The sequence below is a fragment of the Streptomyces sp. NPDC102258 genome, assembly GCF_055584685.1.
The window spans coordinates 46,291-71,796 of record NZ_JBVJLO010000004.1; the positions used below are offsets into that span (position 1 = coordinate 46,291).

22 protein-coding genes are annotated in these 25,506 nt (G+C 71.9%); 2 read left to right on the top strand and 20 right to left on the bottom strand.

Features of this window, described 5'->3' with window-relative positions; all coding sequences use genetic code 11:
• Nucleotides 1-34: 34 nt before the first annotated feature.
• From gatB to ACZ6ZT_RS08225, 10 genes are all read right to left on the bottom strand, one after another.
• Nucleotides 35-1,528 carry an Asp-tRNA(Asn)/Glu-tRNA(Gln) amidotransferase subunit GatB gene (gene gatB, locus ACZ6ZT_RS08180; RefSeq protein ID WP_469717280.1) on the bottom strand — a complete coding sequence of 498 codons (1,494 nt, stop codon included), beginning with the start codon at nucleotides 1,526-1,528 and terminating at the stop codon, nucleotides 35-37.
• A 37-nt stretch (nucleotides 1,529-1,565) separates the two neighbouring features.
• Nucleotides 1,566-1,811, bottom strand: coding sequence for a hypothetical protein (locus tag ACZ6ZT_RS08185; RefSeq protein WP_125598451.1), 246 nt, complete (start codon nucleotides 1,809-1,811; stop codon nucleotides 1,566-1,568).
• Nucleotides 1,808-3,301, bottom strand: a complete 1,494-nt coding sequence (gene gatA, locus ACZ6ZT_RS08190; RefSeq protein WP_469716681.1) for an Asp-tRNA(Asn)/Glu-tRNA(Gln) amidotransferase subunit GatA — start codon at nucleotides 3,299-3,301, stop codon at nucleotides 1,808-1,810. The genes ACZ6ZT_RS08185 and gatA overlap by 4 nt, the downstream gene beginning before the upstream one ends.
• A 5-nt stretch (nucleotides 3,302-3,306) precedes the next feature.
• Entirely contained in the window at nucleotides 3,307-3,603 is a 297-nt protein-coding gene (gene gatC, locus ACZ6ZT_RS08195) for an Asp-tRNA(Asn)/Glu-tRNA(Gln) amidotransferase subunit GatC (RefSeq protein WP_266842456.1), read from the bottom strand.
• Nucleotides 3,604-3,735: 132 nt separating this feature from the next.
• Entirely contained in the window at nucleotides 3,736-5,943 is a 2,208-nt protein-coding gene (locus ACZ6ZT_RS08200; RefSeq protein ID WP_469716683.1) for a putative bifunctional diguanylate cyclase/phosphodiesterase, read from the bottom strand.
• A gap of 385 nt (nucleotides 5,944-6,328) precedes the next feature.
• A complete protein-coding gene (gene ligA, locus ACZ6ZT_RS08205) occupies nucleotides 6,329-8,563 on the bottom strand; it encodes an NAD-dependent DNA ligase LigA (RefSeq protein WP_469716684.1) in 2,235 nt (744 codons plus the stop codon).
• 30 nt (nucleotides 8,564-8,593) lie between these two features.
• On the bottom strand, nucleotides 8,594-9,577 hold the full coding sequence (locus ACZ6ZT_RS08210) for a methionine synthase (protein WP_469716685.1): 984 nt from the start codon (nucleotides 9,575-9,577) through the stop codon (nucleotides 8,594-8,596).
• Nucleotides 9,574-10,263: an SDR family oxidoreductase gene (locus ACZ6ZT_RS08215; protein ID WP_469716687.1), complete on the bottom strand. Its 690-nt coding sequence runs from the start codon at nucleotides 10,261-10,263 to the stop codon at nucleotides 9,574-9,576. Before ACZ6ZT_RS08215 ends, ACZ6ZT_RS08210 begins: the two co-directional genes overlap by 4 nt.
• 42 nt (nucleotides 10,264-10,305) lie before the next feature.
• Nucleotides 10,306-10,650 carry a DUF1330 domain-containing protein gene (locus ACZ6ZT_RS08220; RefSeq protein WP_469716689.1) on the bottom strand — a complete coding sequence of 115 codons (345 nt, stop codon included), beginning with the start codon at nucleotides 10,648-10,650 and terminating at the stop codon, nucleotides 10,306-10,308.
• A gap of 83 nt (nucleotides 10,651-10,733) precedes the next feature.
• Nucleotides 10,734-11,789 carry a GlxA family transcriptional regulator gene (locus tag ACZ6ZT_RS08225; RefSeq protein WP_469716691.1) on the bottom strand — a complete coding sequence of 352 codons (1,056 nt, stop codon included), beginning with the start codon at nucleotides 11,787-11,789 and terminating at the stop codon, nucleotides 10,734-10,736.
• A gap of 135 nt (nucleotides 11,790-11,924) precedes the next feature.
• Here ACZ6ZT_RS08225 and ACZ6ZT_RS08230 point away from each other — a divergent pair, with 135 nt between their 5' ends.
• The gene (locus ACZ6ZT_RS08230; RefSeq protein WP_469716693.1) at nucleotides 11,925-12,848 is read left to right on the top strand and encodes an NADP-dependent oxidoreductase; all 924 of its coding nucleotides are present in this window, start codon (nucleotides 11,925-11,927) and stop codon (nucleotides 12,846-12,848) included.
• 11 nt (nucleotides 12,849-12,859) lie between these two features.
• On the opposite strand, the gene mnmA is transcribed toward ACZ6ZT_RS08230, so the two are convergent.
• Nucleotides 12,860-13,990, bottom strand: coding sequence for a tRNA 2-thiouridine(34) synthase MnmA (mnmA, locus tag ACZ6ZT_RS08235; protein WP_469716694.1), 1,131 nt, complete (start codon nucleotides 13,988-13,990; stop codon nucleotides 12,860-12,862).
• 68 nt (nucleotides 13,991-14,058) lie between these two features.
• Here mnmA and ACZ6ZT_RS08240 point away from each other — a divergent pair, with 68 nt between their 5' ends.
• Nucleotides 14,059-14,817, top strand: a complete 759-nt coding sequence (locus ACZ6ZT_RS08240; protein ID WP_469717282.1) for an N-acetylmuramoyl-L-alanine amidase — start codon at nucleotides 14,059-14,061, stop codon at nucleotides 14,815-14,817.
• Between the two features lie 158 nt (nucleotides 14,818-14,975).
• Here the strand turns inward: ACZ6ZT_RS08240 and ACZ6ZT_RS08245 are convergent, their stop codons facing one another.
• The 9 genes from ACZ6ZT_RS08245 to ACZ6ZT_RS08285 form a co-directional block, all read right to left on the bottom strand.
• The gene (locus tag ACZ6ZT_RS08245; RefSeq protein ID WP_469716696.1) at nucleotides 14,976-16,139 is read right to left on the bottom strand and encodes a cysteine desulfurase family protein; all 1,164 of its coding nucleotides are present in this window, start codon (nucleotides 16,137-16,139) and stop codon (nucleotides 14,976-14,978) included.
• A gap of 132 nt (nucleotides 16,140-16,271) precedes the next feature.
• A complete protein-coding gene (locus tag ACZ6ZT_RS08250) occupies nucleotides 16,272-17,126 on the bottom strand; it encodes a thioesterase family protein (protein WP_469716698.1) in 855 nt (284 codons plus the stop codon).
• Between the two features lie 42 nt (nucleotides 17,127-17,168).
• Entirely contained in the window at nucleotides 17,169-17,825 is a 657-nt protein-coding gene (locus ACZ6ZT_RS08255) for a trimeric intracellular cation channel family protein (RefSeq protein ID WP_469716700.1), read from the bottom strand.
• 269 nt (nucleotides 17,826-18,094) lie between these two features.
• A complete protein-coding gene (locus ACZ6ZT_RS08260) occupies nucleotides 18,095-19,174 on the bottom strand; it encodes an ABC transporter ATP-binding protein (RefSeq protein WP_469716702.1) in 1,080 nt (359 codons plus the stop codon).
• Complete coding sequence (locus ACZ6ZT_RS08265; RefSeq protein ID WP_469716704.1) at nucleotides 19,171-20,265, bottom strand: ABC transporter ATP-binding protein; 1,095 nt, start codon at nucleotides 20,263-20,265, stop codon at nucleotides 19,171-19,173. The genes ACZ6ZT_RS08260 and ACZ6ZT_RS08265 overlap by 4 nt, the downstream gene beginning before the upstream one ends.
• Nucleotides 20,262-21,263, bottom strand: coding sequence for an ABC transporter permease (locus ACZ6ZT_RS08270; RefSeq protein WP_469716706.1), 1,002 nt, complete (start codon nucleotides 21,261-21,263; stop codon nucleotides 20,262-20,264). Before ACZ6ZT_RS08270 ends, ACZ6ZT_RS08265 begins: the two co-directional genes overlap by 4 nt.
• Nucleotides 21,264-21,423: 160 nt before the next feature.
• Nucleotides 21,424-23,142 (bottom strand): ABC transporter substrate-binding protein, encoded by a 1,719-nt coding sequence (locus tag ACZ6ZT_RS08275; RefSeq protein WP_469717283.1) that lies wholly within the window; start codon nucleotides 23,140-23,142, stop codon nucleotides 21,424-21,426.
• Between the two features lie 80 nt (nucleotides 23,143-23,222).
• Complete coding sequence (locus ACZ6ZT_RS08280) at nucleotides 23,223-24,215, bottom strand: ABC transporter permease (protein ID WP_469716707.1); 993 nt, start codon at nucleotides 24,213-24,215, stop codon at nucleotides 23,223-23,225.
• A gap of 499 nt (nucleotides 24,216-24,714) precedes the next feature.
• The gene (locus ACZ6ZT_RS08285; RefSeq protein ID WP_469716709.1) at nucleotides 24,715-25,455 is read right to left on the bottom strand and encodes an enhanced serine sensitivity protein SseB C-terminal domain-containing protein; all 741 of its coding nucleotides are present in this window, start codon (nucleotides 25,453-25,455) and stop codon (nucleotides 24,715-24,717) included.
• Nucleotides 25,456-25,506 lie beyond the last annotated feature (51 nt).

A 25,506-nucleotide genomic window follows, 5' to 3' on the forward strand; every position in this document is an offset into this window, starting at 1 on the left:
TCGTACGCGTGCGCTGTCGCGCGGTGGCCGAAAATCAGCCCTCGGACACGCCCAGGCGCTCCAGGATGAGTTCCTTGACGCGCGCCGCGTCGGCCTGGCCGCGGGTGGTCTTCATGACCGCGCCGACCAGGGCGCCCACGGCGGCGATCTTGCCGCCGCGGATCTTGTCGGCGATGGCCGCGTTGCCCGCGATGGCCTCGTCCACGGCCGCGCCCAGCGCGCCCTCGTCCGAGACGACCTTCAGGCCGCGCTTGTCGACGACCTCGTCCGGGGTGCCCTCGCCGGCGAGGACGCCCTCGATGACCTGACGGGCCAGCTTGTCGTTGAGCGAGCCGTCCGCGACCAGGGCCGCGACCCGGGCCACCTGGGCCGGGGTGATCGGCAGCTCGTCGACGACGACGCCCTGCTCGTTGGCGTTGCGGGCCAGCTCGCCCATCCACCACTTGCGGGCGGCGGCCGCGTCGGCACCGGCCTCGGTGGTGGCGACGATGGAGTCCACCGCGCCCGCGTTGAGGATCGACTGCATGTCGTGCTCGCTGACGCCCCACTCCTCGCGGAGCCGGTTGCGGCGCACGCGCGGCATCTCGGGCAGACCGCCGCGCAGCTCCTCGACCCAGTCGCGGGCCGGGGCCACGGGCACGAGGTCCGGCTCCGGGAAGTAGCGGTAGTCCTCGGCGTTGTCCTTGATGCGGCCGGCCGTGGTGGAGCCGTCCTCCTCGTGGAAGTGCCGGGTCTCCTGCACGATGGTGCCGCCGGAGGAGAGCACCGCCGCGTGGCGCTGGATCTCGAAGCGGGCCGCGCGCTCGACCGAACGCAGCGAGTTGACGTTCTTGGTCTCCGAGCGGGTGCCGAAGGGCGCCTCGGGGCTCGGGCGCAGCGACAGGTTCACGTCGCAGCGCATCTGGCCCTTGTCCATGCGGGCCTCGGAGACGCCGAGCGCCTTGATGACCTCGCGCAGCTCGGCGACGTACGCCTTGGCGACCTCGGGGGCCCGCTCGCCCGCGCCCTCGATCGGCTTGGTGACGATCTCGATGAGCGGGATGCCGGCGCGGTTGTAGTCCAGCAGGGAGTGGGAGGCGCCGTGGATGCGGCCGGTGGCACCGCCGACGTGCAGCGACTTGCCGGTGTCCTCCTCCATGTGGGCGCGCTCGATCTCCACGCGGAAGATCTCGCCGTCCTCCAGCTGTACGTCGAGGTAGCCGTTGAAGGCGATGGGCTCGTCGTACTGGGAGGTCTGGAAGTTCTTCGGCATGTCCGGATAGAAGTAGTTCTTCCGGGCGAAGCGGCACCACTCGGCGATCTCGCAGTTCAGCGCGAGACCGATCTTGATGGCGGATTCGACGCCGATCGCGTTGACGACCGGCAGGGAGCCGGGCAGACCGAGGCAGGTGGGGCAGGTCTGCGAGTTGGGCTCGGCGCCCAGCTCGGTGGAACAGCCGCAGAACATCTTGGTCTTGGTGCCGAGCTCGACATGGACCTCAAGGCCCATGACGGGGTCGTACGACGCGAGGGCGTCTTCGTACGACATCAGTTCGGTGAAGGTGGTCACGGTGAAACTTTCCCTCTCAGCCCAGCAGGACGTCGTCGTCGCCCAGGCGCTTCAGCTCGCGGTACAGGATCGCGAGACCGGTGGCGATGGCGGCGGCGGACACGACGGCGTCGATCAGCTTCAGCGTGTCGTGCTCGGTGCGGGCCTTGCGGGCCTGCTTGATCACGCTGATGGCACCGAACGCGGTGGTGCCGATCGACAGGTACGTACCGGACTTGGACTTCTTGAAGCCCTTGGCCTTGGACAGCGCACTCGAACTCACAGCGACGGAGCCTCCTCAAGCAGCGGGTGTCCCCAGCGGGCGGTGAAGGCGGCCTCGACGGCGGCGCCGACCTTGTAGAGCCGGTCGTCCTTCATCGCGGGGGCGATGATCTGGAGCCCGACCGGCAGACCGTCCTCCGGGGCCAGGCCGCAGGGCAGCGACATGGCGGAGTTGCCGGCCAGGTTGGTCGGGATGGTGCACAGGTCCGCGAGGTACATCGCGAGGGGGTCGTCGGTGCGCTCGCCGAGGGGGAAGGCGGTGGTCGGGGTCGTCGGGGAGACGATCACGTCGACCTGCTCGAAGGACTTCTCGAAGTCCTTCGAGATGAGGGTGCGGACCTTCTGGGCGGAACCGTAGTACGCGTCGTAGTAGCCGGAGCTGAGCGCGTACGTGCCGAGGATGACGCGGCGCTTGACCTCGTCGCCGAAGCCGGCTTCGCGGGTCAGGGCGGTGACGTCCTCGGCGGACCTGGTGCCGTCGTCGCCGACGCGCAGGCCATAGCGCATGGCGTCGAAGCGGGCCAGGTTCGAGGAGCACTCGGACGGCGCGATCAGGTAGTACGCGGCCATCGCGAGGTCGAAGGACGGACAGTCCAGCTCGACGATCTCGGCGCCGAGCTCCTTGAGGAGCTCCACCGACTCGTTGAAGCGCTGGACGACGCCGGCCTGGTAGCCCTCGCCGGCGAACTGCTTGACGACACCGACGCGCATGCCGGCGACCGAGCCGTTGCGGGCCGCCTCGACGACCGGCGGGACCGGGGCGTCGATGGAGGTGGAGTCCAGCGGGTCGTGACCGGCGATGACCTCGTGCAGCAGGGCCGCGTCCAGGACCGTACGGGCGCAGGGACCGCCCTGGTCGAGGGAGGAGGAGAAGGCGACCATGCCGTAGCGGGAGACCCCGCCGTAGGTGGGCTTGACGCCGACGGTGCCGGTGACGGCGGCGGGCTGGCGGATGGAGCCGCCGGTGTCCGTGCCGATGGCGAGCGGGGCCTGGAAGGCGGCCAGCGCGGCAGCGGAGCCGCCGCCGGAGCCGCCGGGGATCCGGGTCAGGTCCCAGGGGTTGCCGGTGGGGCCGTAGGCGCTGTTCTCGGTCGAGGACCCCATGGCGAACTCGTCCATGTTGGTCTTGCCGAGGATGACGACGCCGGCTTCCTTCAGCTTGCGCGTCAGGGTGGCGTCGTAGGGCGGGATCCAGCCTTCGAGGATCTTCGAACCGACGGTGGTCGGGACCCCGACGGTGGTGAAGATGTCCTTGAGCGCGAGCGGGACGCCGGCCAGCGGGCCGAGCTTCTCGCCGGCGGCCCTCTTGGCGTCGACGGCGCGGGCCTGCGCGAGGGCGCCCTCGCGGTCGACGTGCAGGAAGGCGTGCACCTTCTCGTCGGTCGCGTCGATGCGGGCCAGGTGGGCCTCGGTGACCTCGACGGCCGTGAGCTCGCCGGAGGCGATCTTCTCGGCGGTCTGGGCTGCCGTGAGCTTGATGATGTCGGTCATGGCTGTTAGTCCTCCCCCAGGATCTGCGGCACCTTGAAACGCTGCTGCTCCTGGGCGGGAGCGCCGGAAAGCGCCTGCTCGGGGGTGAGCGACGGACGGACCTCGTCCGCGCGCATGACGTTCGTCAGCGGCAGCGGGTGGGAGGTCGGCGGGACGTCTTGGTCGGCGACCTCGGAAACGCGGGCGACCGCGCCGATGATGTCGTCGAGCTGTCCGGCGAAGTGGTCGAGCTCTTCGCCGGACAGCTCCAGACGTGCCAGCCGAGCGAGGTGGACGACCTCCTCGCGCGTGATGCCAGGCATGCAGCGATCCTCTGGGGGTGGTGAGTGTGTAGGTTTCGGGCCCAATCCTATGGGGCCCGCCCCCGACGCACTAAACGGTTACCCCCGGGCCGCCGCCCGCTCCCCCCGGGTACGGCCGGCCGGGCCCGTACGTCAGGAAGCGCCGGTCGGGGTTTCCGCGGCGGCGGCCGCCGCGGCGGCCAGTTCCGCCGTGATGTCGGCCGGGCGGCGCCAGCCGCGTTCGCCGCGGGCCAGCAGCCAGGCGGTGGCCTCCTGCGGGGGCATGGCGGCGGCGACCAGCCAGCCCTGGACGGCGTCGCAGCCCAGGTCCCGCAGCCGCTCCCACGTCTCGTCGTCCTCGACGCCCTCGGCGACGACCAGCAGCCCGAGCGAGTGGGCCAGGTCCACCGTGCAGCGCACGATCTCCGCGTCCTGCGCGTCCACCGCCAGCCGGGCGACGAAGGACCGGTCGATCTTCAGCTCGCTGACCGGCAGCCGGCGCAGGTGCACGAGCGAGGAGTAGCCGGTGCCGAAGTCGTCCAGCGACATCTTGACCCCGTGTCCGGTCAGCCCGGCCATGGTGTCCGCCGCCCGCTGGGGGTCCTCCAGCAGGACGTGTTCCGTTATCTCCAGCTGCAGCCCGCTCGCCGGCACCCCGTGCCGGGCCAGCCGGGCGGCGACCGCGCCCGCGAAGCCGGGGGTGTGGACGTCGCGCGGCGACACGTTGACGGCGACCGGCACCTTCAGCCCCTGGGCCCGCCAGCGCGCGACCTGCGCGAGGGCCGTCTCCAGGACGTACTCGGTGAGGTGCGGCATCAGCCCGGAGGTCTCGGCGATGGCGATGAACTCGTCGGGCGGGACCCGACCGCGCTCCGGGTGCACCCAGCGCACCAGCGCCTCCAGCCCCGCGACCTGCCCGTCGAAGCGGACCTTCGGCTGGTAGTGGAGCTCCACCTCGCCGGCGTCCAGGGCGCGCCGCAGGTCGCCGAGGAGGCCGAGCCGGTCGGGCGTGTTGCTGTCGCGCTTGGACTCGTAGACCTCGACGCCGGTGCGGTCCCGCTTCGCCTGGTACATGGCCACGTCGGCCCGGCGCAGCAGGCCCTCCGCGTCCAGCGCGTGGTCGGGGAAGACGGCGAGCCCGGCGCTGGCCTCCAGGACGAGGGTGAGCCCGTCCAGGTCGAGCGGCGAGCTGAGCTCGGCGGCCAGGTGGCGGGCGACGCGCTGGGCGCTGGTGGTGGAGTCGGCGACCGGCAGCAGTACGGCGAACTCGTCGCCGCCGAGCCGGGCCACCTCCGCGTCGGGCGGCAGGGCCTCTCTGAGCCGGTCCGCGATCTGGAGCAGCAGCCGGTCCCCCGCCAGGTGGCCGAGGGTGTCGTTGACGGCCCGGAAGCGGTCCAGGTCGATCAGCACGAGCGCGGCGCGGGTGCCCAAACGTTCAGCCTCGTCGAGCGCGGACCAGGTCCGCTCCAGCAGCCACTGCCGGTTCGGCAGGCCGGTCAGCGGGTCGCGCAGCTGTTCCTCGGCGCGGGCGCGGGCGATCCACAGGGTGGAGTCGAGCGCGATGAGCGGGACGGCGAACAGCGGCAGCAGCACCGGCTGGGTGCTGGCGACCACGCAGATCAGCGGGGCGATGCCGAGCAGGGCCGCGGCGACCAGCCCCTGCCGGAGCAGGGCGGTGCGGGCCACCGTGGGCAGGCCGCCGCCGCGCGGGGTCAGCGCGTACCAGAGCAGGGCCCGGGTGACGAGCAGGTAGGAGACGGCTACGAGGACCACCTCGGGGACGGCCGCGATGTCCCAGCCGGCCGGCAGCCAGGGGGACTCGACGGTCGGCGCGTCGCCGAAGGCGGCCAGCACCAGGGCCCCGGCGCCGATGCCGAGGATGTCGACGGCGCCGTGCAGCAGGCCCTGCCGCCAGCGGTGCCGGCGGGCGGCCCCGACCAGGGAGACCACCGCGAGCGAGACGAGTCCGGCCGGGACCCAGCCGTAGAGGAGGAGCACGCCGAGGGTGAGGGCGGCGCCCGATCCGGTGCCGCCCCACCAGCGGTCCCGGCCCAGCGCGACCAGGTGGCCGACGATGATTCCCGTGAGCAGGGCCAGCGCCCAGCCGACCGTGCCCCCGGGGAACAGCGCCTGACGGTCGGTCAGTGCCGAGACGATTCCGCCGGCCAGTACGACGGCGGACAGGCCCACGACGACGAGGGGCAGCACGGTGCGCCCCTTCTGCCCCGGGCCGCCCGGCCCGCCGTCGGCGGTCCGGTTCTCCGGTGTCCTGGCTCCCAGGACACCGCGCCGGCCCGCCCGCATGGACGGGATGTCCCCGCCGAACTCAGGTGACGGGTCGGCGCTTTCGGTGGGTTTCATGCCCGTCCCTCTCACAGCCGGCGATGCCGATGTCACGCGATGGCCCCGGTGTCATGCCATCACGGCTGGAAGCGCGTCAGGCAGCCGTGCACGACAGGCACACCCCACAACAGTAGGACGCGAGAGGCACCCAGGGGCAGCGGTCGGCGGTGGTTGCCCGAATGCGACCCAGCCATCCTCATCAGTACGGTATCCGCCGAACGGGTGAGTTTGGACCAGGACTCCCGGGTCACCCATCCGATGATCCGACAGCCCACCGCCCCCGGACCAGCCCTGTACCGGCCGTTTGCCACCGGATACCGCGCCGGGCGCGCGCCCGCCCGTACGGCCGCACCTCACGCATCAGTTCGGCCGAACGGGCACGGCCGCGCCTCCACCGCGGCACTCACTCCTCGGCCGCCGCCTCCTCGACCGCCGCCGCCTCGGCCTCGGCGCCGCCGTCCACCGGGAGGGCCGCCGCGCGGGCCGCGTCCGGGCCCTCGGCCAGCAGGATCTCGAACCCGGCGTCGTCCAGGACCGCCAGCTTCAGCTGGACCGCCTTGTCGTACTTCGAGCCGGGGTTGTCCCCGACCACGACGAAGGAGGTCTTCTTCGACACCGAGCCGGTCACCTTGGCCCCCCGGCTCTGCAGCGCTTCCTTGGCGCCGTCGCGGGTGTGGTCGCGCAAGGTGCCGGTGACGACCACGGTCAGCCCCTCCAGCGGGCGCGGCCCCTCCTCCTCGGCGGAACCTTCCTCCTCCATCCGCACCCCGGCCTCCCGCCACTTGCGCAGGATCTCCTGGTGCCAGTCGACGGCGAACCACTCCTTGAGGGAGGCGGCGATGATCGCCCCGACGCCCTCGGTGGCGGTCAGCTCCTCCTCGGTGGCCTGCTCGATGCGCTCGATCGAACGGAACTCACGGGCGAGGGCCTCGGCCGCGACCGGGCCGACGTGCCGGATCGACAGGCCGTTGATGATGCGGGCGAGCGGGCGCCGCTTGGCGGCGGCGATGTTCTCCAGCATCGCCAGGGCGTTCTTCTTCGGCTCGCCCTTCTGGTTGGCGAAGACCGTGACGATCTTCTCCTCGCCCGTCTTCGGGTCCCGCTTGGGCAGCCCGCTGTCCTGGTCCAGGACGTACGCCTTGATGGGCAGCAGCTGCTCGATGGTCAGGCCGAAGAGGTCGCCCTCGTCCAGCAGCGGCGGGACGGCCGGCTCCAGCGGCCCGGTGAGGGCGGCCGCCGCGACCATCCCGAAGTTCTCGATGTCCAGGCTCTGGCGTCCGCCGAGGTAGAAGAGCCGCTCGCGCAACTGGGCGGGACAGGTCTGCCCGTTGGGGCAGCGGACGTCGATGTCCCCCTCCTTCATGGGCCGCAGCGCCGTCCCGCACTCGGGGCACTCGGCGGGCATCACGAACTCCCGCTCGCTGCCGTCACGCAGGTCGACCACCGGGCCGAGGATCTCGGGGATGACGTCACCCGCCTTGCGCAGGACGACGGTGTCCCCGATGAGCACGCCCTTGGCCTTGACGACCTCCTGGTTGTGCAGCGTCGCGAACTCCACCTCGGAGCCCGCCACCGTCACCGGCTCCACCTGCGCGTACGGGGTGACGCGGCCGGTGCGGCCGACGCCGACCTTGATGTCGATCAGCTTGGTGTTGACCTCTTCGGGCGCGTACTTCCAGGCGATGGCCCAGCGCGGGGCGCGGGCGGTGGAGCCGAGCCGGCCCTGGAGGCCGATCTCGTCGAGCTTGACGACCACGCCGTCGATCTCGTGCTCCACCGAGTGCCGGTTCTCGCCGAAGTAGGCGATGAACTCGCGGACCTCGGCGAGCGAGGACACCACCTTGTTGTGCCGCGCCGTGGGCAGGCCCCACTCGTGGAGCAGTGCGTACGCCTGCGACTGGCGCTCGATCTCGAAGCCCTCGCGGGCGCCGATGCCGTGCACGACCATGTGCAGCGGGCGGGTCGCGGTGACCTTGGGGTCCTTCTGGCGCAGCGAACCGGCCGCCGCGTTGCGCGGGTTGGCGAAGGGCTTGCCCTCCGCCGCGACGAGTCTCGCGTTGAGCTCCTCGAACTTCTCCATCGGGAAGAAGACCTCGCCGCGGATCTCGACCAGGGCCGGGATCCGGTCGCCCTTGAGGCGGTCGGGGATCTCGGCGATGGTGCGGACGTTGGGCGTGATGTCCTCGCCGGTGCGGCCGTCGCCGCGGGTGGCGGCGCGGGTGAGGCGGCCGTGCTCGTAGGTGAGGTTCACGGCGAGGCCGTCGACCTTCAGTTCGCACAGGTAGTGGTAGTCCGAGGTGTTCACGTCCCGGGCCACCCGCTCGGCCCAGGCGTCGAGTTCCTCGTCGGCGAAGGCGTTGTCGAGGGAGAGCATCCGTTCGCGGTGCCGGACGGCGGCGAAGTCCGTCTCGTACGCCCCGGCCACCTTCTGGGTGGGCGAGTCGGGCGTGCGCAGCTCGGGGTACTCCTCCTCCAGCGCCTCCAGCGAGCGCAGCAGCGTGTCGAACTCGGCGTCGCTGACGACCGGCTGGTCGTTGACGTAGTACCGGAAGCGGTGCTCCTCGATCTGCTCGGCGAGCAGCTGGTGCTGCTCGCGCACCGCCGCCGGTACTGCCGTGTCCTGCTGTTCGGCTGCCATGCCGTGTCCTCCCGTGGCCCGTCTCGACCGTCACTCAGGGTTGTCGGCGAGCGACCTCGCCGCTCTGACGCAGTGCGCCTGCACCGCCCGGGCGTAGGCGGGCGAGGCGCCCGCCAGCCCGCAGGACGGGGTGACCACGACGGACTCCGCGAGAGTCCCCGGGGACAGCCCCAGCCTGCGCCAGAGCTTCCTGACACCCATGACGCTACCGCCCGGGTCCGACAACGGGACGTCGGTGGCGGGCACCACTCCGGCGAAGAGTTTCATGCCGTCCTCGACGGCCTCGCCGAGGGCGTCGTCCTCGCGCTCGGTGAGCAGGGAGAAATCGAACGACACCCCGGCCGCGCCGGCCCGGCGCAGCAGCGCGAAGGGCACCTCGGGGGCGCAGGAGTGCACGATGACCTCCCCGTCGTGGACCGCGAACAGCTCCCGCAGCGCGGATTCGACGACCTGCCGGTCGACGGCCCGGTAGGTCCGGTAGCCGCTGGCGGAGCGGACCCGGCCGAGCAGGACGGCGGTGAGCGAGGGTTCGTCGTACTGGAGGACGATCTCGGCGCCGGGGATCCGCTTGCGTACGTCGTCCAGGTGCGCGCGCAGGCCCTCGGCGAGGGATCCGGCGAGGTCCCGGCAGGCGCCCGGGTCCTGGAGCATGGCCTCGCCGCCGTGCAGTTCCAGCGCGGCGGCCAGGGTCCAGGGGCCGACGGCCTGGACCTTGAGCCGGCCGGTGTACCCCTGGGTGAACTCCTCCAGGGCGTCGAGGTCCTCGCCGAGCCAGGAGCGGGCGCGCCGGGTGTCGCGGCCGGGGCGGTCGCTGACGCGCCAGCCGCTGGGCTCGACGTGCGCGTACATGTCGACGAGCAGGCCGAGGGAGCGGCCGAGCATGTCGGCGCCGGGGCCGCGCGCGGGCAGTTCCGGCAGGTACGGGAACTCCTCGAAGGAGCCGGTGACGGTCTTGGCGGCCTCGCGGGCGTCCCCGCCGGGCAGCGAGCCGACGCCGGTGGCGTGGGCGGTCATCGGCCGGGCCTCACGGTCAGGTCGTTGACCTCGGCGTCGCGCGGCAGGTCGACGGCCATGACGACGGTGGTCGCCACCGATTCGGGGTCGATCCAGGCGGCCGGGTCGTACTCCTTGCCCTCCTGGGAGTGCACCTTGGCCTGCATGGGGCTGGCGGTGCGGCCGGGGTAGACGGAGGTGACGCGGATGCCGTTCGGCTTCTCCTCGGCACGCAGGGAGTCGGCGAGGGCCTTGAGGCCGTGCTTGGAGGCGGCGTAGGCGCTCCAGTCGGCGTGCGCGGCGAGGCCGGCGCCGGAGTTCACGAAGACGATGGTGGCCTTGGAGGCGCGCAGGGTGGGCAGCAGCAGCCGGGTGACCTCGGCGGGGGCGATCAGGTTGACGTTGAGCTGCTGGTGCCAGGTCTTGGGGCGCAGGTCGCCGACGGGTCCGAGGTCGACGATCCCGGCGATGTGCAGGAGGGAGTCGATCCGCTCCGGGACCGGCTGCTTGGAGAAGGCCCAGGACAGCCGGTCGGGATCGGCGAGGTCGCCCACGAGGCTGCGCGCGCCGGGGTAGCGCTCGACGAGCTGCCGGGCGCGGGCGGCGTCGCGGGCGAGCAGGACGAGGTCGTCGCCACGGGCGTGCAGGCGGGCCGCGACGGCGGCGCCGATGCCGGATCCGGCACCGGTGATCAGGTGAGTAGCCATACCGCCCATGCTCGCACCCGCGGCGCCCGGCGGACGCCCGGGTCAGAGCCCCGCGTCGGCGCGCATGCGGGCGGCCGTCCCGGCGGCGTCGTAGTCGGCGGGGACGCCCTCGATGAGGAAGGTCTCGCCGGCGATGTGGGCGGTGCGCAGCGGGAGGATCGCCTGGTAGGCGGGTGAGGCGTACCAGGCGCGGGCCCGCTCGATGTCGGGGAAGCCGATGACGACCAGCGTGCCGGGGAAGGGGCCCTCCAGGACTTCGGGCATCTGCCCGTGGACCAGGAAGCGGCCGCCGAAGGGGTCCATGGTCGCCTGGATCCGCTCGATGTAGCGCAGTACGTCCGCGTGGAGGCCTTCGGGACGGAGGTGGGCGACGGCGTACGCGGTCATGGTCTTCTCCCTGCTGAGCGGGTGGATCGGGCTGTTGTCCCGATGCTGTCAGCGGGCCGGGGCCCGGTCGATTACCTCCCGGGTCATGCGGTCGCGGGCTGGCGGGTCTCCTCGGCGGCGGGACCGTGGAAGGTGCGGCGGTAGGCGATCGGGGAGACGCCGAAGGCGGTGCGCAGGTGCTGGCGCAGGGAGTTCGCGGAGCCGAAGCCGGCCCGGTGCGCGACGAGGTCGACGGGGAGGTCGCTGGATTCCAGCAGGTGGCGGGCGACCTCCAGGCGCTGGACGGTGAGCCACTGGACCGGGGTCATGCCGACCTCGTCGCGGAAGCGGCGGGTGAAGGTGCGCAGGCTCATCCGGGCGTGGGCGGCCAGCTCGGCGAGCGTGAGGGGTTCGGCGAGGCGTTCCAGGGCCCAGGCGCGGGTGGCGGTGGTGGTGGCGACCGTGGGCGCGGGGACGGGCCGGTCGATGTACTGGGCCTGGCCGCCGTCGCGCCAGGGCGGTACGACGCACATCCGGGCGGCGCGGTTGGCGACGGAGCTGCCGTGGTCGCGCCGGATCATGTGCAGGCACAGGTCGACCCCGGCGGCGACGCCGGCGGAGGTTAGCACGTCGCCGTCGTCGACGAACAGGACGTCCTCGTCGACCAGGACGCGGGGGTAGGCGCGGCGGAACTCGGGGGCGAGGTTCCAGTGGGTGGTCGCGGGGCGGCCGTCGAGCAGGCCCGCGGCGGCCAGCACGTAGGAGCCGGTGCAGATGGAGACCAGGCGGGTGCCGGGGCGGATGCCCGCGACGGCCGCGGTGACGGCGGGCGGCAACGGCCCGCCGCGGCCCAGTTCGGGCATGGCGTGGGTGGGCGGGACGATCACCGTGTCGGCCGCGGCGAGGGCCTCGGGGCCGGCGGCCGGCTGGACGGTGAACCCGGCGTCGCTGAGCACGGGAGCGGCGTCGGCGGTGCAGACGATGACCTCGTAGAGGGCCGCGCCGTTCTCGTCCACCGCGCTGCCGAAGACCCGGGAGGGGATGCCCAGCTCGAAGGGCGGAACGCCCGGGAGGGCGAGGACCGCGATCCGGTGGAGTGCCGGAGCCGGTCCGTCGTGTTCGTGGTCGTGGTCCGCTGTCGTGGCGCACTGCCTGTCCATGGCCAGATCCTGTCACAGGGTGGCCATCAGGCCAACACCGCCGACGGCCGGAATGTCCGAACGTGGGACGTGCCGCCGGGGAAGGCCCGGGCGGCGCGAACGGACGAGACACCGAACGGAAAGAGGCGGACGGACATGCGCGCGATGATCGTGAACGGCTGGGGCGGACCGGAGAACCTGGTCGAGCGCGAGCTGGAGCGGCCCGAGCCGGGCCTGAACGAGATCCTCGTACGGGTCCACGCGGCCGGCGTGAACCCGGTGGACTGGAAGACCCGCGAGAGCGGCGCCATCATCGGCTGGGGCGCGGTCCCGATGGTCGGCTGGGACGTCTCGGGCACCGTCGAGGCGGTCGGCCCGGGCGTGACGCTGTACCGCGCGGGTGACGAGGTGTACGGCATGCCGCACTTCCCGCGCCAGGCGGGCGGCTACGCCGAGTACGTGGTCGCGCCGGCGCGGCACTTCGCCCGCAAGCCGGCCGCGCTGGACCACGTCCAGGCGGCGGCCCTGCCGCTGGCGGCGCTGACCGCCTGGCAGGCCCTGGTGGACACGGCCGGCGTGGGGCCGGGCACGCGGGTCCTCGTCCACGCGGCGGCCGGCGGGGTCGGCCACCTGGCGGTCCAGATCGCCAAGGCCCGCGGCGCGTACGTGATCGGCACGGCCAGCGCCGCCAAGCACGGGCTGCTGCGCGAGCTGGGCGCCGACGAGGTGCTCGACTACCGCACCACGGACTTCGAGGACGTCGTCTCCGACGTGGACGTCGTGCTGGACGCGGTGGGCGGGGAGTACGGACGGCGCTCGCTGAAGGTGCTGAAGCCCGGCGGCCACCTGGTGACCCTGCCCGGCCCGGACGGCCTCCCGGAAGACCCGCGGGACGTGCACGCCGTCTGGCTCCTGGTCGAGCCGGACCTCAAGGGCCTCCAGGAGATCGCCTCCCTCGCCGACCGCGGCCTGCTCAGGCCGCTGGTCGACACGGTCCTGCCGCTGGAGCAGGCCGCGAAGGCCCACGAGATCGGCGAGCGCGGCCGCACCACCGGCAAGATCGTCCTGACGGTGGTCTAGGGCCCGTCGGCTCAGACCGCGGCGGCGGCCCGGGTGGTGGTGGCGATGGTGGCGGAGCCGACCACGCGGGTGCCGTCGTAGAGCACGATCGCCTGGCCGGGGGCCACACCGCGGACCGGCTCGGTGAAGGTGACCCGCAGCTCGCCGTCCACCAGCTCGGCGAAGACCTCGCTCTCGCCGCCGTGGGCGCGCAGCTGCGCGGTGTAGGTGCCGGGGGCGGCGGCGGTGGAGCCGCACCAGCGGGGGCGGATCGCGGTGAGGGCGCTGACGTCGAGGGCCTCGACGGGGCCCACGGTGACCGTGTTGTTCACCGGGGAGATGTCGAGGACGTAGCGGGGCTTGCCGTCGGGCGCGGGGTGGCCGATGCGCAGGCCCTTGCGCTGGCCGATGGTGAAGCCGAAGGCGCCCTCGTGGGTGCCGACCTTCTCCCCGGTCTCGTCGACGATGTCGCCCTCGGCCTTGCCGAGGCGGTGCGCGAGGAAGCCCTGGGTGTCGCCGTCGGCGATGAAGCAGATGTCGTGGCTGTCGGGCTTCTTCGCGACGGCGAGACCGCGCGCCTCGGCCTCCGCGCGGATCTCCTCCTTGGTGGTGAGGGTGTCACCGAGCGGGAAGAGGGCGTGGGCGAGCTGCTTCTCGTCCAGGACACCGAGGACGTAGGACTGGTCCTTGGCCATGTCGGAGGCGCGGTGCAGTTCGCGGGTGCCGTCCTCGCTGCGAACGACGGTGGCGTAGTGGCCGGTGCAGACGGCGTCGAAGCCGAGGGCGAGGGCCTTGTCGAGGAGCGCCGCGAACTTGATCTTCTCGTTGCAGCGCAGGCAGGGGTTGGGGGTGCGGCCGGCCTCGTACTCCGAGATGAAGTCCTCGACGACGTCCTCGCGGAAGCGTTCGGCGAGGTCCCAGACGTAGAACGGGATGCCGATGACGTCGGCGGCGCGGCGGGCGTCGCGGGAGTCCTCGATGGTGCAGCAGCCGCGGGCGCCGGTCCGGAAGGACTGCGGGTTCGCGGAGAGCGCCAGGTGGACGCCGGTGACGTCGTGCCCGGCTTCGACCGCGCGGGCGGCGGCGACGGCGGAGTCCACGCCGCCGGACATGGCGGCCAGGACGCGAAGGGGGCGGGAGGTGCGCGGCAGGTTCTCAGTCATAGCACCGTCCAGGGTACGGGGAACCGCGCGGGGGCACGGCGCGTTATCGCCTGTGGGGGGTGGATCACATGGTGGAGCGGGCGCAGAAGGACCCGGCGGGTGCGGGAAAGGCGGGGAAGCCGGGCGCGGGGCGGCGGACCCGGCGGGCGGTGCTGTTCGGCGGGCTCGGGGTGCTCGCGGTGGCGGCGCTGGCGGGCCGGGAGGAGATCGGGCGGGCCTGGTGGCTGCTGCCGGGGGTGAGCAAGCCCCGCAAGGAGGGCGAGCTGGACCACGCGGGGGCGAGCTGGACGGCGGCGTCCCCGGCGAACTGGCGGATGGCGGACCGGCCCGCGGACTACCGGGTGGACCGGATCGTCATCCATGCCACCCAGGGCAGCTTCGCGTCCTCGGTGGACGCCTTCAAGAATCCCTTCCACAAGGCGTCGGCGCACTACATCGTCCGCAAGGACGGTCATGTGGAGCAGATGGTGCGCGAGCTGGACGTGGCCTTCCACGCCGGAAACCGCGCGATGAACGAGCGCAGCGTCGGCATAGAGCACGAGGGCTTCATAGACCGTCCGCAGGACTTCACGGACGCCATGTACGCGGCCTCGGCGCGGCTGGCCGCCGATGTCTGCCGGAGGTACGGCATACCGGCGGACCGCCGGCACTTCCTGGGGCACTCCGAGGTCCCGGGCACCGACCACACGGATCCGGGGCCGCACTGGGACTGGGACCGCTACCTCGGCCTGGTCCGCGCCGAGCTCGCGGCGCCGGCGCCGGCCGCGACGCCGGCGCCCGCGTCCCCGCCCGCGGCTAGGCCGTCTCTTTCGGATCTTGCCGGTTAAGCCCGCGTCTCCCCCAGCTACCGCTGGGAGGTGCCCCCAGGTGCCGTGCATCGCAAGGCGGAGAGGCTCCCGATTACTGGACGTCCTCGGGTGCCTCGACAACGCGGCGAGGTGCGGTGCCGGGCGGCGCGGGTCAGGCAAGATCCGGAAGAGACGGCCTAGCTGAGGCCCGCCGTGCGGGCCCGGTCCACGGCGGGGCCGATGGCGGCGGCGACCGCGGCGACGTCCTCCTTCGTGGAGGTGTGGCCGAGGGAGAACCGCAGGGTGCCGCGGGCGAGCTGCGGGTCGGTGCCCGTCGCCAGCAGTACGTGGCTGGGCTGGGCCACGCCGGCGGTGCAGGCGGAGCCGGTGGAGCATTCGATGCCCTGCGCGTCCAGGAGCAGCAGCAGGGAGTCGCCCTCGCAGCCGGGGAAGCTGAAGTGGGCGTTGGCGGGGAGCCGGTCGTCGGGGTCGCCGCCGAGGACGGCGTCGGGGACGGCCGCCAGGACGGCGCACACGAGGTCGTCGCGCAGCGCGCCGATCTCCGCGGCGAAGGTCTCGCGCCGCTCGGTGGCGAGCACCGCGGCGACCGCGAAGGCGGCGATGGCGGGGACGTCGAGGGTGCCGGAGCGGACGTGCCGCTCCTGGCCGCCGCCGTGCAGGACGGGGACGGGGCTCTGGTCGCGGCCCAGCAGCAGCGCGCCGATCCCGTACGGGCCGCCGATCTTGTGACCGCTGACGGTCATGGCGGCGAGGCCGCTGTCGCCGAAGCGGACGTCGAGCTGCCCGAGGGCCTGGACCGCGTCCGAGTGCAGCGGGATGGCGAACTCGCGTGCGATGGCGGTGAGTTCGTGAATCGGCAGGACGGTGCCGATCTCGTTGTTGGCCCACATGACGGTGGCCAGGGCCACGTCCTCGGGGGCCCGCGCGACCGCTTCGCGGAAGGCGTCGGGGTGGACGCGGCCGTAGCGGTCGACGGGCAGGTACTCGACCCGCGCGCCTTCGTGCTCGGCGAGCCAGTGCACGGCGTCGAGGACGGCGTGGTGCTCGACGGGGCTGGCGAGGATGCGGGTGCGGGCGGGGTCGGCGTCGCGGCGGGCCCAGTAGAGGCCCTTGACGGCGAGGTTGTCCGCCTCGGTGCCGCCCGCGGTGAAGACCACCTCGCTCGGGCGGGCGCCGAGTGCCTCGGCGAGGGACTCCCGGGCCTCCTCGACGGTGCGGCGGGCCCGGCGGCCGGCGGCGTGCAGGGAGGACGCGTTGCCGGTGGCGGCGAACTGCGCGGTCATCGCCGCAGCGGCTTCCGGCAGCATCGGCGTGGTCGCGGCGTGGTCGAGGTAGGCCATGATCCCCCGATTCTACGAGCCCCGCCCCCGGCCCGGTCCCCCGGTCCACGTCCACCGGCGGGGCCGCCCCGGGAGCCGGGGGGCCGGGCCCGGCGGGGTGGGCCCGGCGGGGGCGGCCGAGGGCGCCTGAGGTTACTGGCGGGGGGCCCGGGCCAGTTGGCGGGACTGGGCCACCAGGTGGTCCGTGGAGTCCCAGACCTCGGCGTCCTCCTCCAGGAATCCCCCGGCCAGGTTGCGGGTGACGAGGGACACCCGCAGCGGCCCCGGCGCCGGGCGGCGCCGGACGTGGGTGGTGAGCTCCACCGTCGGGGCCCAGCCCATCAGCCCGAGGTCGAACGCGGTCGGCGGCAGCGCGTCCACCGCGAGCAGCAGCGACAGCGGATCCGCGTCGCGCCCGTCGGCCAGCCCGAACCAGGCCCGCATCTCCCCCTTGCCGGAGGGCGCGCCGACCGCCCAGCCGGCCGTCGCCGGGTCCAGGCGCAGCATGAGCCGGTCCACGATGGCGGAGCTGCCCGGGATCGGGGCCGGACCGGCCTCGGGGCCGAGGCAGTCCTCGTACGCGGGCATGAGCGGCGGCCGCGCCGCCGTCTGGACCGAGTCCGGGAGGGCGGCGAGGTCCCCGTACGAGGCGAGGACGCGGATGCGCTCGACCTCGGCGCCGTTCTCGTCGAACTGGAACAGGGACGCCTGGCCGGTCGAGAGGTTCCGCCCGGTCCGCACGACCTGGGTGCGGATCACGGCGGGGCCGGGCACCGAGGAGGTCAGGTAGTGCGCGGAGACGGTGAAGGGGTCCGGGTGCGGCAGGGCCGCCGACAGAGCCCGGCCGACCAGGGCCAGCAGGTATCCGCCGTTGACGGCCCTGATGATCGTCCAGCCGGCGGAGAGCTCCGCGTCGTACACCCCGGGCTCCCCCGCGCGGGGGACGATGGTGGTGTCGCGGTCGAACTCGCTGTCGCCGATGGCGGCCTGGGCAGCTGCGTATGACATGGCTCGACGGTACACTGGCAAGCTACTAAGCGGTAGCTTTTACTACGGCTCTTCGGACACCGCGGACCGGCGGTTCCAGGCCAGCGGGGCCCGCCAGTGGTAGCGCATGGCGAGCAGGCGCAGCACGAAGGTGGTGACGATCGCGACGCCGGTCGTCAGGGCGTTGAGCACCTCCAGGCCGATGAAGACGGCCACCATCGAGGCGCCGACCGCCGCGGGGACGGCGTACATCTCGCGGTCGCGCAGCAGCGAGGGCACCTCGTTGACCAGGACGTCGCGCAGGACGCCGCCGCCGACGGCCGTCGCCAGGCCGAGCGCGGCGGACGCGGTCAGGCCGAGGCCGTACTCGTAGGCCTTGGTGGTGCCGGTGACGCAGAAGAGGGCGAGGCCGGCGGCGTCGAAGACGTTGATGGCGCGGTTGATGCGCTGCACTTCGGGGTGCAGGAAGAAGACGAGCGCGGCGGCGATCAGGGGGGTGACGAAGAAGCTGAGCTCGCCGAAGGCGGCGGGGGGTACGGCGCCGATCACCAGGTCGCGGAAGAGGCCGCCGCCGAGGGCGGTGACCAGGGCGAGGACGGCGATGCCGAAGACGTCGAAGTTCTTGCGGACGGCGAGCAGGGCGCCGGCCGTGGCGAAGACGAAGATGCCCGCGAGGTCCAGGGCGTGCTGGACGTCGGGCGGGAAGAGATCGTGGAGCACCCCGCCATTGTCGCCCGCCCGCCGGCTCCGCCGGTCGCACGGTACGGCGGAGCCGGGCGCCGGGCCGGCGGAACAGCCCGGCGGGGCCGGACCCGCGGGGGCTCCGCCCCCGGACCCCGCGCCTCAAACGCCGGCGAGGCTGGATTTGCCCGGCGGCCGAGAAGCAGGCTGGCGGGGCTCCGGTTGCAACCGGAGCCCCGCCCGGGGGTGGTGGGGCCGGCCGCTACTCCGGGCCCACCACCCCCGCGTCTGCTGCGCCCGGCCAGGGCCTACGCGTCCGGCAGGGCCGGGTCTCCGGGGGCCTGGTCGGGGGCGTTTTCCGGGTGGTGGCAAGCCACCTGGTGTCCGGTCTTCAGGGCCACCAGCGGCGGGTCCACCGTCGCGCACATCTCCGTCGCCTTCCAGCACCGCGTGTGGAAGCGGCACCCGGACGGCGGGGAGATCGGCGAGGGCACGTCGCCCTTCAGCAGGATGCGCCCGCTCTTCGTCCCGCGCCGCCTCGGGTCCGGTACCGGCACCGCCGACATCAGCGCCGTCGTGTACGGGTGCATCGGTGCCTCGTACAGCGCCTTGCGGTCGGCCAGCTCCACGATCTTGCCGAGGTACATCACCGCGATGCGGTCCGAGACGTGCCGGATGACCGACAGGTCGTGCGCGATGATCACGTACGTGAGGCCGAGCTCCTCCTGGAGGTCGTCCAGCAGGTTCACCACCTGCGCCTGGATCGACACGTCCAGCGCCGACACCGGCTCGTCCGCGACGACCAGCTTCGGATTGAGGGCGAGGGCCCGCGCGATGCCGATGCGCTGGCGCTGGCCGCCGGAGAACTCGTGCGGGTAGCGGTTGAAGTGCTCGGGGTTCAGCCCGACCAGCGACAGCAGCCGCTGCACCTCCGCCTTCACGCCGCCCTCGGGGCTGACCTTCTGGAGCCGGAACGGCGCCCCGACGATCGTGCCGACGGTGTGCCGCGGGTTCAGCGAGCCGTACGGGTCCTGGAAGATCATCTGCACGTCACGGCGGAGCGGGCGCATGCCGGTCACGCTCAGGTGCGTGATGTCCTTGCCCTCGAACTCGATCTTCCCGCCGGTCGGTTCGAGCAGCCGCGTGATGAGCCGGCCCATGGTGGACTTGCCGCAGCCGGACTCGCCGACGACGCCGAGGGTCTCGCCCCGCCGCACCTCGAAGTCGATGCCGTCGACGGCCTTGACGGCCCCGGTCTGCCGGCGCAGCAGCCCCTTGCTGATCGGGAAGTGCTTGACCAGCCCGGTCACCTTCAGCAGCACATCCCCGTGCTCGGGCGTCTCGCCCACGGAAGTCGCGGTCGCGGTCTCGGTCTCGGTCTCGCTCACAGCTTCGGCGCAATCTCTTCGGTCCAGATCCGGGTCCGCTCCTCCTGCGACATGTGGCAGGCGGACCAGTGCATGCTGTCGTCCTGGGTCAGCTCGGGCCGCTGGGTGCGGGTGATGCCGCCCTTGGGGACGTCCGCGTACGGGCACCGCGGATTGAAGGCGCAGCCGCTCGGGATGTTGATGAGGCTGGGCGGCGAGCCCTTGACCGGGATCAGGCGCTCGGTCTGGTCGCGGTCGATGCGCGGCATCGAGCCGAGCAGGCCCCAGGTGTACGGGTGCCGGGGGCCGTAGAAGACCTTCTCGGCGGTGCCGCGCTCGACGCACCGGCCGCCGTACATCACGAGGATGTCGTCGGCCATCTCGGCGACCACGCCGAGGTCGTGCGTGATCATGATGACCGCGGAGCCGAACTCCTTCTGGAGGTCGCGGATCAGGTCGAGGATCTGCGCCTGGACGGTGACGTCCAGGGCGGTGGTCGGCTCGTCCGCGATGAGCAGCTCGGGGTTGTTGACCAGGGCCATCGCGATCATCGCGCGCTGGCGCATGCCGCCGGAGAACTCGTGCGGGTACGCGTCCACGCGCCGGTGCGGCTCCGGGATGCCGACGCGGTCGAGCATCTCGACGGCGCGGGTGCGGGCCTTCTTCTTGTCGACGTCGTGGTGCGTGCGGTACGCCTCGACGATCTGCTTGCCGACCGAGTAGTACGGGTGCATCGCGGACAGCGGGTCCTGGAAGACCATCGCCATCTTGCGTCCGCGCAGGCGCCGCACCCGGTCCGCGTCGGCGGCTACCAGGTCCTCGCCGTCGAGCACGACCTCACCGGAGATGTGGGGCCGGCTGCGCGCGTTGCCGGTGCGGTGCAGGCCCATGATGGCCAGCGAGGTGACCGACTTGCCGGAGCCGGACTCGCCCACGATGCCGAGGGTCTTGCCGCGTTCCAGGTCGAAGGAGAGGCCGTCGACGGACTTGACCAGGCCGTCGTCGGTCGGGAAGTGCACCCGCAGGTCGCGTACCGAGAGGAAGGGGGCCGACTCGCGCGGGCCGCCCTGCTCGGGGACGAAGGCGGGGTCGTCGGGAACGGTCTTGGTCACGTCAGCCTCACGCGCGGGTCGATGACGGCGTACAGCAGGTCCACGATCAGGTTGGCCATCACCACGAAGAGCGCGGCGAGCAGGGTGACTCCCATGATCACGGGGAGGTCGCCCTGGCTGATGGCGGCGACGGCCGCCGTCCCCAGACCCTGGAAGTTGAAGGTCGTCTCGGTGAGCACCGCGCCGCCGAGGAGTCCGCCGAGGTCGAGGCCGAACATCGTGACGATGGGGGTGAGGGTGGAGCGCAGGGCGTGTTTGCGGATGACCACGCCCTCCTTGAGCCCCTTGGCGCGCGCCGTGCGGATGTAGTCCTCGCCGAGGACTTCCAGCATGGTGGCCCGGGTGATGCGGGCGTAGGTCGCGGCGAAGAGGAAAGCGAGGGTGACCCAGGGCAGGATCAGGCTGTTGAGCCAGGCCAGCGGATCCTCGGTCAGGGGTTTGTAGTTGGAGACGTCCAGCCAGCCGAGGCTGTAGACGAAGATCGCGGGGGCCACCATGCCGGTGAAGAAGATCGGCAGCGAGACGCCGGCGAGGGCGCCGACCATCACCGTCCGGTCGATCGCGGTCCTGCGTTTGAGCGCGGAGATGACGCCGGTGGCCACGCCCGCGAGCACCCAGATGACCGCCGCGCCGAGGGCGAGCGAGAGGGTGACGGGGATGCGGTCCATCATGGTCTCCCAGACCGGTGCCTCGGTCTTGAAGGAGTAGCCGAAGCACGGGGCCGCGCAGTGCGTGACGCCCGCGCCGCCGTCGTAGTCGCGCCCGGTGAAGATTCCCTTGGCGAAGAGCAGGTACTGCTCGGAGATCGGCTTGTCGAAGCCCATCTTGACGCGGATGCCCGCCAGAGCGGTCTCGTTGGTCTCGCGTCCGGCGTACATGAGCGCGGGATCGCTGCCGGTCAGCTTCGGGACCGCGAAGAAGATGCCGAAGGTGACCACGGAGACCACCAGCAGCGTGGCGGCGACGTTGAACAGCCGCCGTATGAGGTAGACGAGCACTGCAGTCGGCCGCCCGGCGCGGGTGGCCGCCGCCCCTCGTGGGGGCGGCGGCCACCGCCTGCGGCCTTCACCTGCCCTTCGGACTAACGCATGTGCGGTGAAGGCACTTGCCTGTGGTGTTACGTGGTACGTGACGACTCGGGCCGGGGGCCGGCCGGTGTTACTGCTTGATGCCCACGGTGGCGAGGTCGATCTTGCCGAAGGACTCGTTGAAGTAGACGTTCGTCAGGCGCGGGTTGTGGTAGACGAGCGCCTTGTCGAAGTTGATCGGCAGGTAGAGCGCCTTCTCCATGACCTTCTGGTTGATCTGCGTGTAGAAGGGCGCGGCCTCTTCCGGAGACTTGGTGGCGGCCGTCTTGAAGAGGCCGTTGATCTCCGGGTCGTTGATCATCGTGTAGTTGTTGTTGCCGTTCGGCAGGATGAACGAGCCGTCGACGAGCGGCTGGAGGAAGCCCGAGCCGGAGTTGTAGTCGGCGCCCCAGCCCATGACGATGATGCCGTAGTTCTTCTTCTTCACGTTCTCGGGCGAACCGATCACGGAGGAGTTGAGCTTGCCGTCGTACTGGTCGATCGTCGCCTTGATGCCGACCTTGGCGAGCGAGGCCTGGAGGGACTCGGCCGTCTTCACCTCGGGTGCCTTGTTGTTGCGCACCGCGATGGTGGTCTCGAAGCCGCCCTCCTTGCCGCAGGCCTTGAGGGCCTCCTTGGCCTTGGCCTCCTGCGGCTTGCCCTTCGTCAGACCGAACGGGTCGTAGCCCTTGTCCGAGCCGGGGACGCCGGGCGGCAGCATGTTGGCGCCCAGGTCACCGCTGGTCGGGCCGCCGCGGGCGGTCTGCAGGGACTTCGGGTCGGCCGCGTAGATGACGGCCTTGCGGCACTCGATGTTGTCGAACGGCGCGACCGTGGTCGGGAAGGCGAAGTAGCGGATGTAGCCCGTGAACGGGTTGTCCGCGTTCTTCTTGAGGTTCGTGTCCTTGAGGATCTTGTTCTTGGCGGCCTGCTGCACGCCGGTGCCGTCGATCGCGAGGTCGATGTCACCGGAGAGCAGGCGCTGGTCCATGTCGTCCGGGTTGGTGGTCACCGTGAAGGAGACCTTGTCCGGCAGGCCCTTGCGGATCGGGTCCGTCTTCGGGTCCCAGTTCTCGTTGCGGACGAAGGTCGCGCCCTTGCCGGCCGTGAAGCTCTCCACCTTGTAAGGGCCGGTGGATATCGGCTTGTTGGTGTAGGTGGCGCCCGTGTCCTTGCCCACCGGGACCGGCGAGGAGGTCGGCATGGCCAGCAGGTAGCTGAAGTCGGAGTTGGCGCTCGCCAGGTTGAAGACGATCGTCTTGTCGTCCGGCGTCTCGACGGACTTCAGGCCCATCTTGTTCGGGTCGGTGTCCTTGTACGGGCCGGGGTACTTCTGGCCCTGGTCGAGGAGGTCGATCAGATAGGTCGGACCGCCCGACAGCACGTCCTGCGCGAAGACGCGCTCGACGCCGTACTTGACGTCCTTCGAGGTGATCGGCGTGCCGTCCTCGAACTTCACCCCGTCCTTGAGCTTCAGGGTGTACGTCTTGCCGTCGTTGGTCACGACCGGCAGCGCTTCGGCGAGGTCCGGGACCGCCTTGGTGCCGTCCTTGCCGGGCTTCGCGTCGTAGGCGAGCAGGCTGCGGACGTACAGGCGCTGTATGTCCCAGACGAAGCCGTAGTAGGCGCGGGCCGGGTCGAGGTAGTCGACGTCCTGCGGGGACCAGAGCTTGAGCTCTCCGCCCTTGGCGTCGGAGGCGTTGATGACGCCGTCGGCGGCACCGCTGTAACCCTTGCCGCTGTCGGCCTTGGTGTCGTCCGTCTTGTTCCCGTCTCCACCGCACGCGGCGGTCAGGGACAGGGCGGCCATCACGGCGGTGATCGCCAGAGCCTGCTTTCTGCGGATCACGGTGGTCCAACCTCCATAGGTGGGTGAATCGAAGAAGCGGTTCAGCTGCCCTTGGGGTCGAGTGCGTCGCGCAGCCCGTCCCCGAAGAGGTTGAACGCCAGGACGGTGATGAAGATCGTCATACCGGGGACCACCATGTACGTGGGGTCGTCCTGGTAGATGGGGACGGCGTCGGAGAGCATCTTTCCCCAGGAAGAGGTGGGGGGCTTGACGCCGGCGCCCAGGAAGCTGAGGGCCGCTTCCGTCAGGATGTTGGTCGGGATGATCAGCGTGGTGTAGACGAGGATCGGCGCGACCAGGTTCGGCATCAGCTCCTTGAGGAGGATGTAGCCGCGGCCGGCGCCCAGGCTCCGCGCCGCCTCGACGTACTCGCGCTCCCGCAGGGAGATCGTCTGGCCCCGGACGATGCGGCCGATGTAGGGCCAGCCGAAGAAGCCGATGACGACGATCAGCACGCCCATCCGTACACCCGAACCCTCGAACCCCCAGAGGGAGTTGGGGACGACGGAGACGAGGGCGATGGTGAACAGCAGCTGCGGGAAGGCCAGCAGCAGGTCCATCACGCGGCTGATGACGGCGTCGGCCCAGCCGCCGAGGAAGCCGGCCATGGCGCCGAGCAGGCTGCCGAGGACGACCGAGACGAAGGCCGCCAGGAAGGCGACGATCAGCGAGATGCGGGCGCCGTAGACGATCCGGCTGAACACGTCGCGGCCGTTGGTCGGTTCGACGCCGAGCAGGTAGTCGGAGCTGATGCCGCCGAAGGAACCGAGCGGCGTGCCCAGGTCCGGGTCGATCATGTCCTCGTGGAACTCGTTGGGGTCGTGCCCCAACAGGTTCACGATCAGCGGCGCGAAGACCGCCACCAGGATCAGGAGGATCACGACCACACCGCCCGTCAGCGCGACCTTGTCGCGCTTGAGGCGCATCCAGGCGATGCGGCCGGGCGAGCGGCCTTCGATGGCCTTGGCAGGGACGTCGGCTACGGACACGGGTGCGGGTGTTTCCGCGCTCGTGTCGTGCAGTGGTGCCGTCATCGTGGTGGGGACCCCTCTCGGCCGACGGGTGGCCGGCCCATGCCCGCCGCTGTGGCGGCGTTGGTGCGGAGTGGCGCTCGGAGTGCTCGGGACGCCTGGAGCGCGTGCGAAGTGCGGTGTGGTGAAGGTGATGCAGCCGGAGTGCGGGAAGTGCAGGAAGTGCCGGGAGTGCTGTGTGAAACACCAAGCGAAGACCACGTGCCGAACCGGGGTCTGGCAGGACTGACCGGCTCTTGGGTGGGGAGTCTTCATCGGGCGCTCGACCAGCCGCCAGACCCGCAGATGAATGGATGCGCAAACGTGATCTGAGGCCCGAGTTCCCGTTATCCGGACTCCGCTCACGGCTCAGCGGAGCAACACCGTCTGTTCGGTACGCAAACGGACATGGCGCGCAACTCACAAGAGGAGCACGCCTATTGGACACCCATCACGGGCGATACCCGGACAAGCGGAAGGCCGCCGGGAACGGGGTTCCCGACGGCCTTCCGCTCACGCGTCCCTAGTAGGCCGCGGCCTGACCCTCGCGGTCGTAGAACGGGCGGGTCCGCGCCCGCAGCCACATCGCGACCGGATCGTGCTCGTCCGCCAGCGCCACCGTGCACACCGGCACCCCCTCGGGCACCGCGCCGACCGACTGCCGCATCATCTCCCGTACGGATTCCAGCGCGGGCGCCGAGGCGTCGTACAGGTCCAGCCCGACCGCGAGGTACGCCGACCCCAGCGCGGGCTGCACCCAGGCGCGGCGCAGCGCGCGCACGGCCGGGGTGCGGTGGGCGTGCTGGGTGAGCAGCCCGTAGAACTGCGGGAGCTCCAGGGCCGGCTCCGACAGCCGCAGCGGGCCCGCGGGCATCCGGTCCAGGCCGGTGGCGACGCGGCGCAGGTCGGCCCACGGCACGCCGAGGCCGCCGCCGGGGGCGTGCGGATTGACCCACAGGCCCCAGCGGTCGGGGTACAGGGCGCGGGCGATGTCCCGGCCGGTGACCACCTCGTAGCCGCGGTTCCAGCCGCTGGCGGCCAGCTCCTGCGGCGAGGTCACGCAGGGCGCGTAGCCGAGGCCCTCGACCTCCATGCCGCCGTACTGGGCGTCCGGCGAGCCGGCCTGCCCCTGCCACAGCAGCATCCACAGCCGCCCCTCGGCGAGGGAGTGCAGGAACGACTCGTACCCCTCGTAGCGCCCGGGAGTCACCTGGCGCAGCATGTGCTCGACCTGCCCGGCCGCGGCCGTGCCTGACGCACTCACCCGGTACCCCTCTTCCGCCCGTCGTCCACCCGTACCGACCAGCTTAAGCGG

Bases quoted from the DNA above. Each gene is read 5' to 3' on its own strand.
- ACZ6ZT_RS08240 (WP_469717282.1), top strand. From the start codon at position 14,059: ATGGTGGAGCGGGCGCAGAAGGACCCGGCGGGTGCGGGAAAGGCGGGG.
- ACZ6ZT_RS08215 (WP_469716687.1), bottom strand. From the start codon at position 10,263: ATGGCTACTCACCTGATCACCGGTGCCGGATCCGGCATCGGCGCCGCC.
- ACZ6ZT_RS08225 (WP_469716691.1), bottom strand. From the start codon at position 11,789: ATGGACAGGCAGTGCGCCACGACAGCGGACCACGACCACGAACACGAC.
- ligA (WP_469716684.1), bottom strand. From the start codon at position 8,563: ATGGCAGCCGAACAGCAGGACACGGCAGTACCGGCGGCGGTGCGCGAG.
- ACZ6ZT_RS08220 (WP_469716689.1), bottom strand. From the start codon at position 10,650: ATGACCGCGTACGCCGTCGCCCACCTCCGTCCCGAAGGCCTCCACGCG.
- ACZ6ZT_RS08245 (WP_469716696.1), bottom strand. From the start codon at position 16,139: ATGGCCTACCTCGACCACGCCGCGACCACGCCGATGCTGCCGGAAGCC.
- ACZ6ZT_RS08230 (WP_469716693.1), top strand. From the start codon at position 11,925: ATGCGCGCGATGATCGTGAACGGCTGGGGCGGACCGGAGAACCTGGTC.
- ACZ6ZT_RS08280 (WP_469716707.1), bottom strand. From the start codon at position 24,215: ATGACGGCACCACTGCACGACACGAGCGCGGAAACACCCGCACCCGTG.
- ACZ6ZT_RS08250 (WP_469716698.1), bottom strand. From the start codon at position 17,126: ATGTCATACGCAGCTGCCCAGGCCGCCATCGGCGACAGCGAGTTCGAC.
- gatC (WP_266842456.1), bottom strand. From the start codon at position 3,603: ATGCCTGGCATCACGCGCGAGGAGGTCGTCCACCTCGCTCGGCTGGCA.
- gatA (WP_469716681.1), bottom strand. From the start codon at position 3,301: ATGACCGACATCATCAAGCTCACGGCAGCCCAGACCGCCGAGAAGATC.
- mnmA (WP_469716694.1), bottom strand. From the start codon at position 13,990: ATGACTGAGAACCTGCCGCGCACCTCCCGCCCCCTTCGCGTCCTGGCC.
- ACZ6ZT_RS08200 (WP_469716683.1), bottom strand. From the start codon at position 5,943: ATGAAACCCACCGAAAGCGCCGACCCGTCACCTGAGTTCGGCGGGGAC.
- gatB (WP_469717280.1), bottom strand. From the start codon at position 1,528: ATGTCGTACGAAGACGCCCTCGCGTCGTACGACCCCGTCATGGGCCTT.
- ACZ6ZT_RS08275 (WP_469717283.1), bottom strand. From the start codon at position 23,142: ATGGCCGCCCTGTCCCTGACCGCCGCGTGCGGTGGAGACGGGAACAAG.
- ACZ6ZT_RS08210 (WP_469716685.1), bottom strand. From the start codon at position 9,577: ATGACCGCCCACGCCACCGGCGTCGGCTCGCTGCCCGGCGGGGACGCC.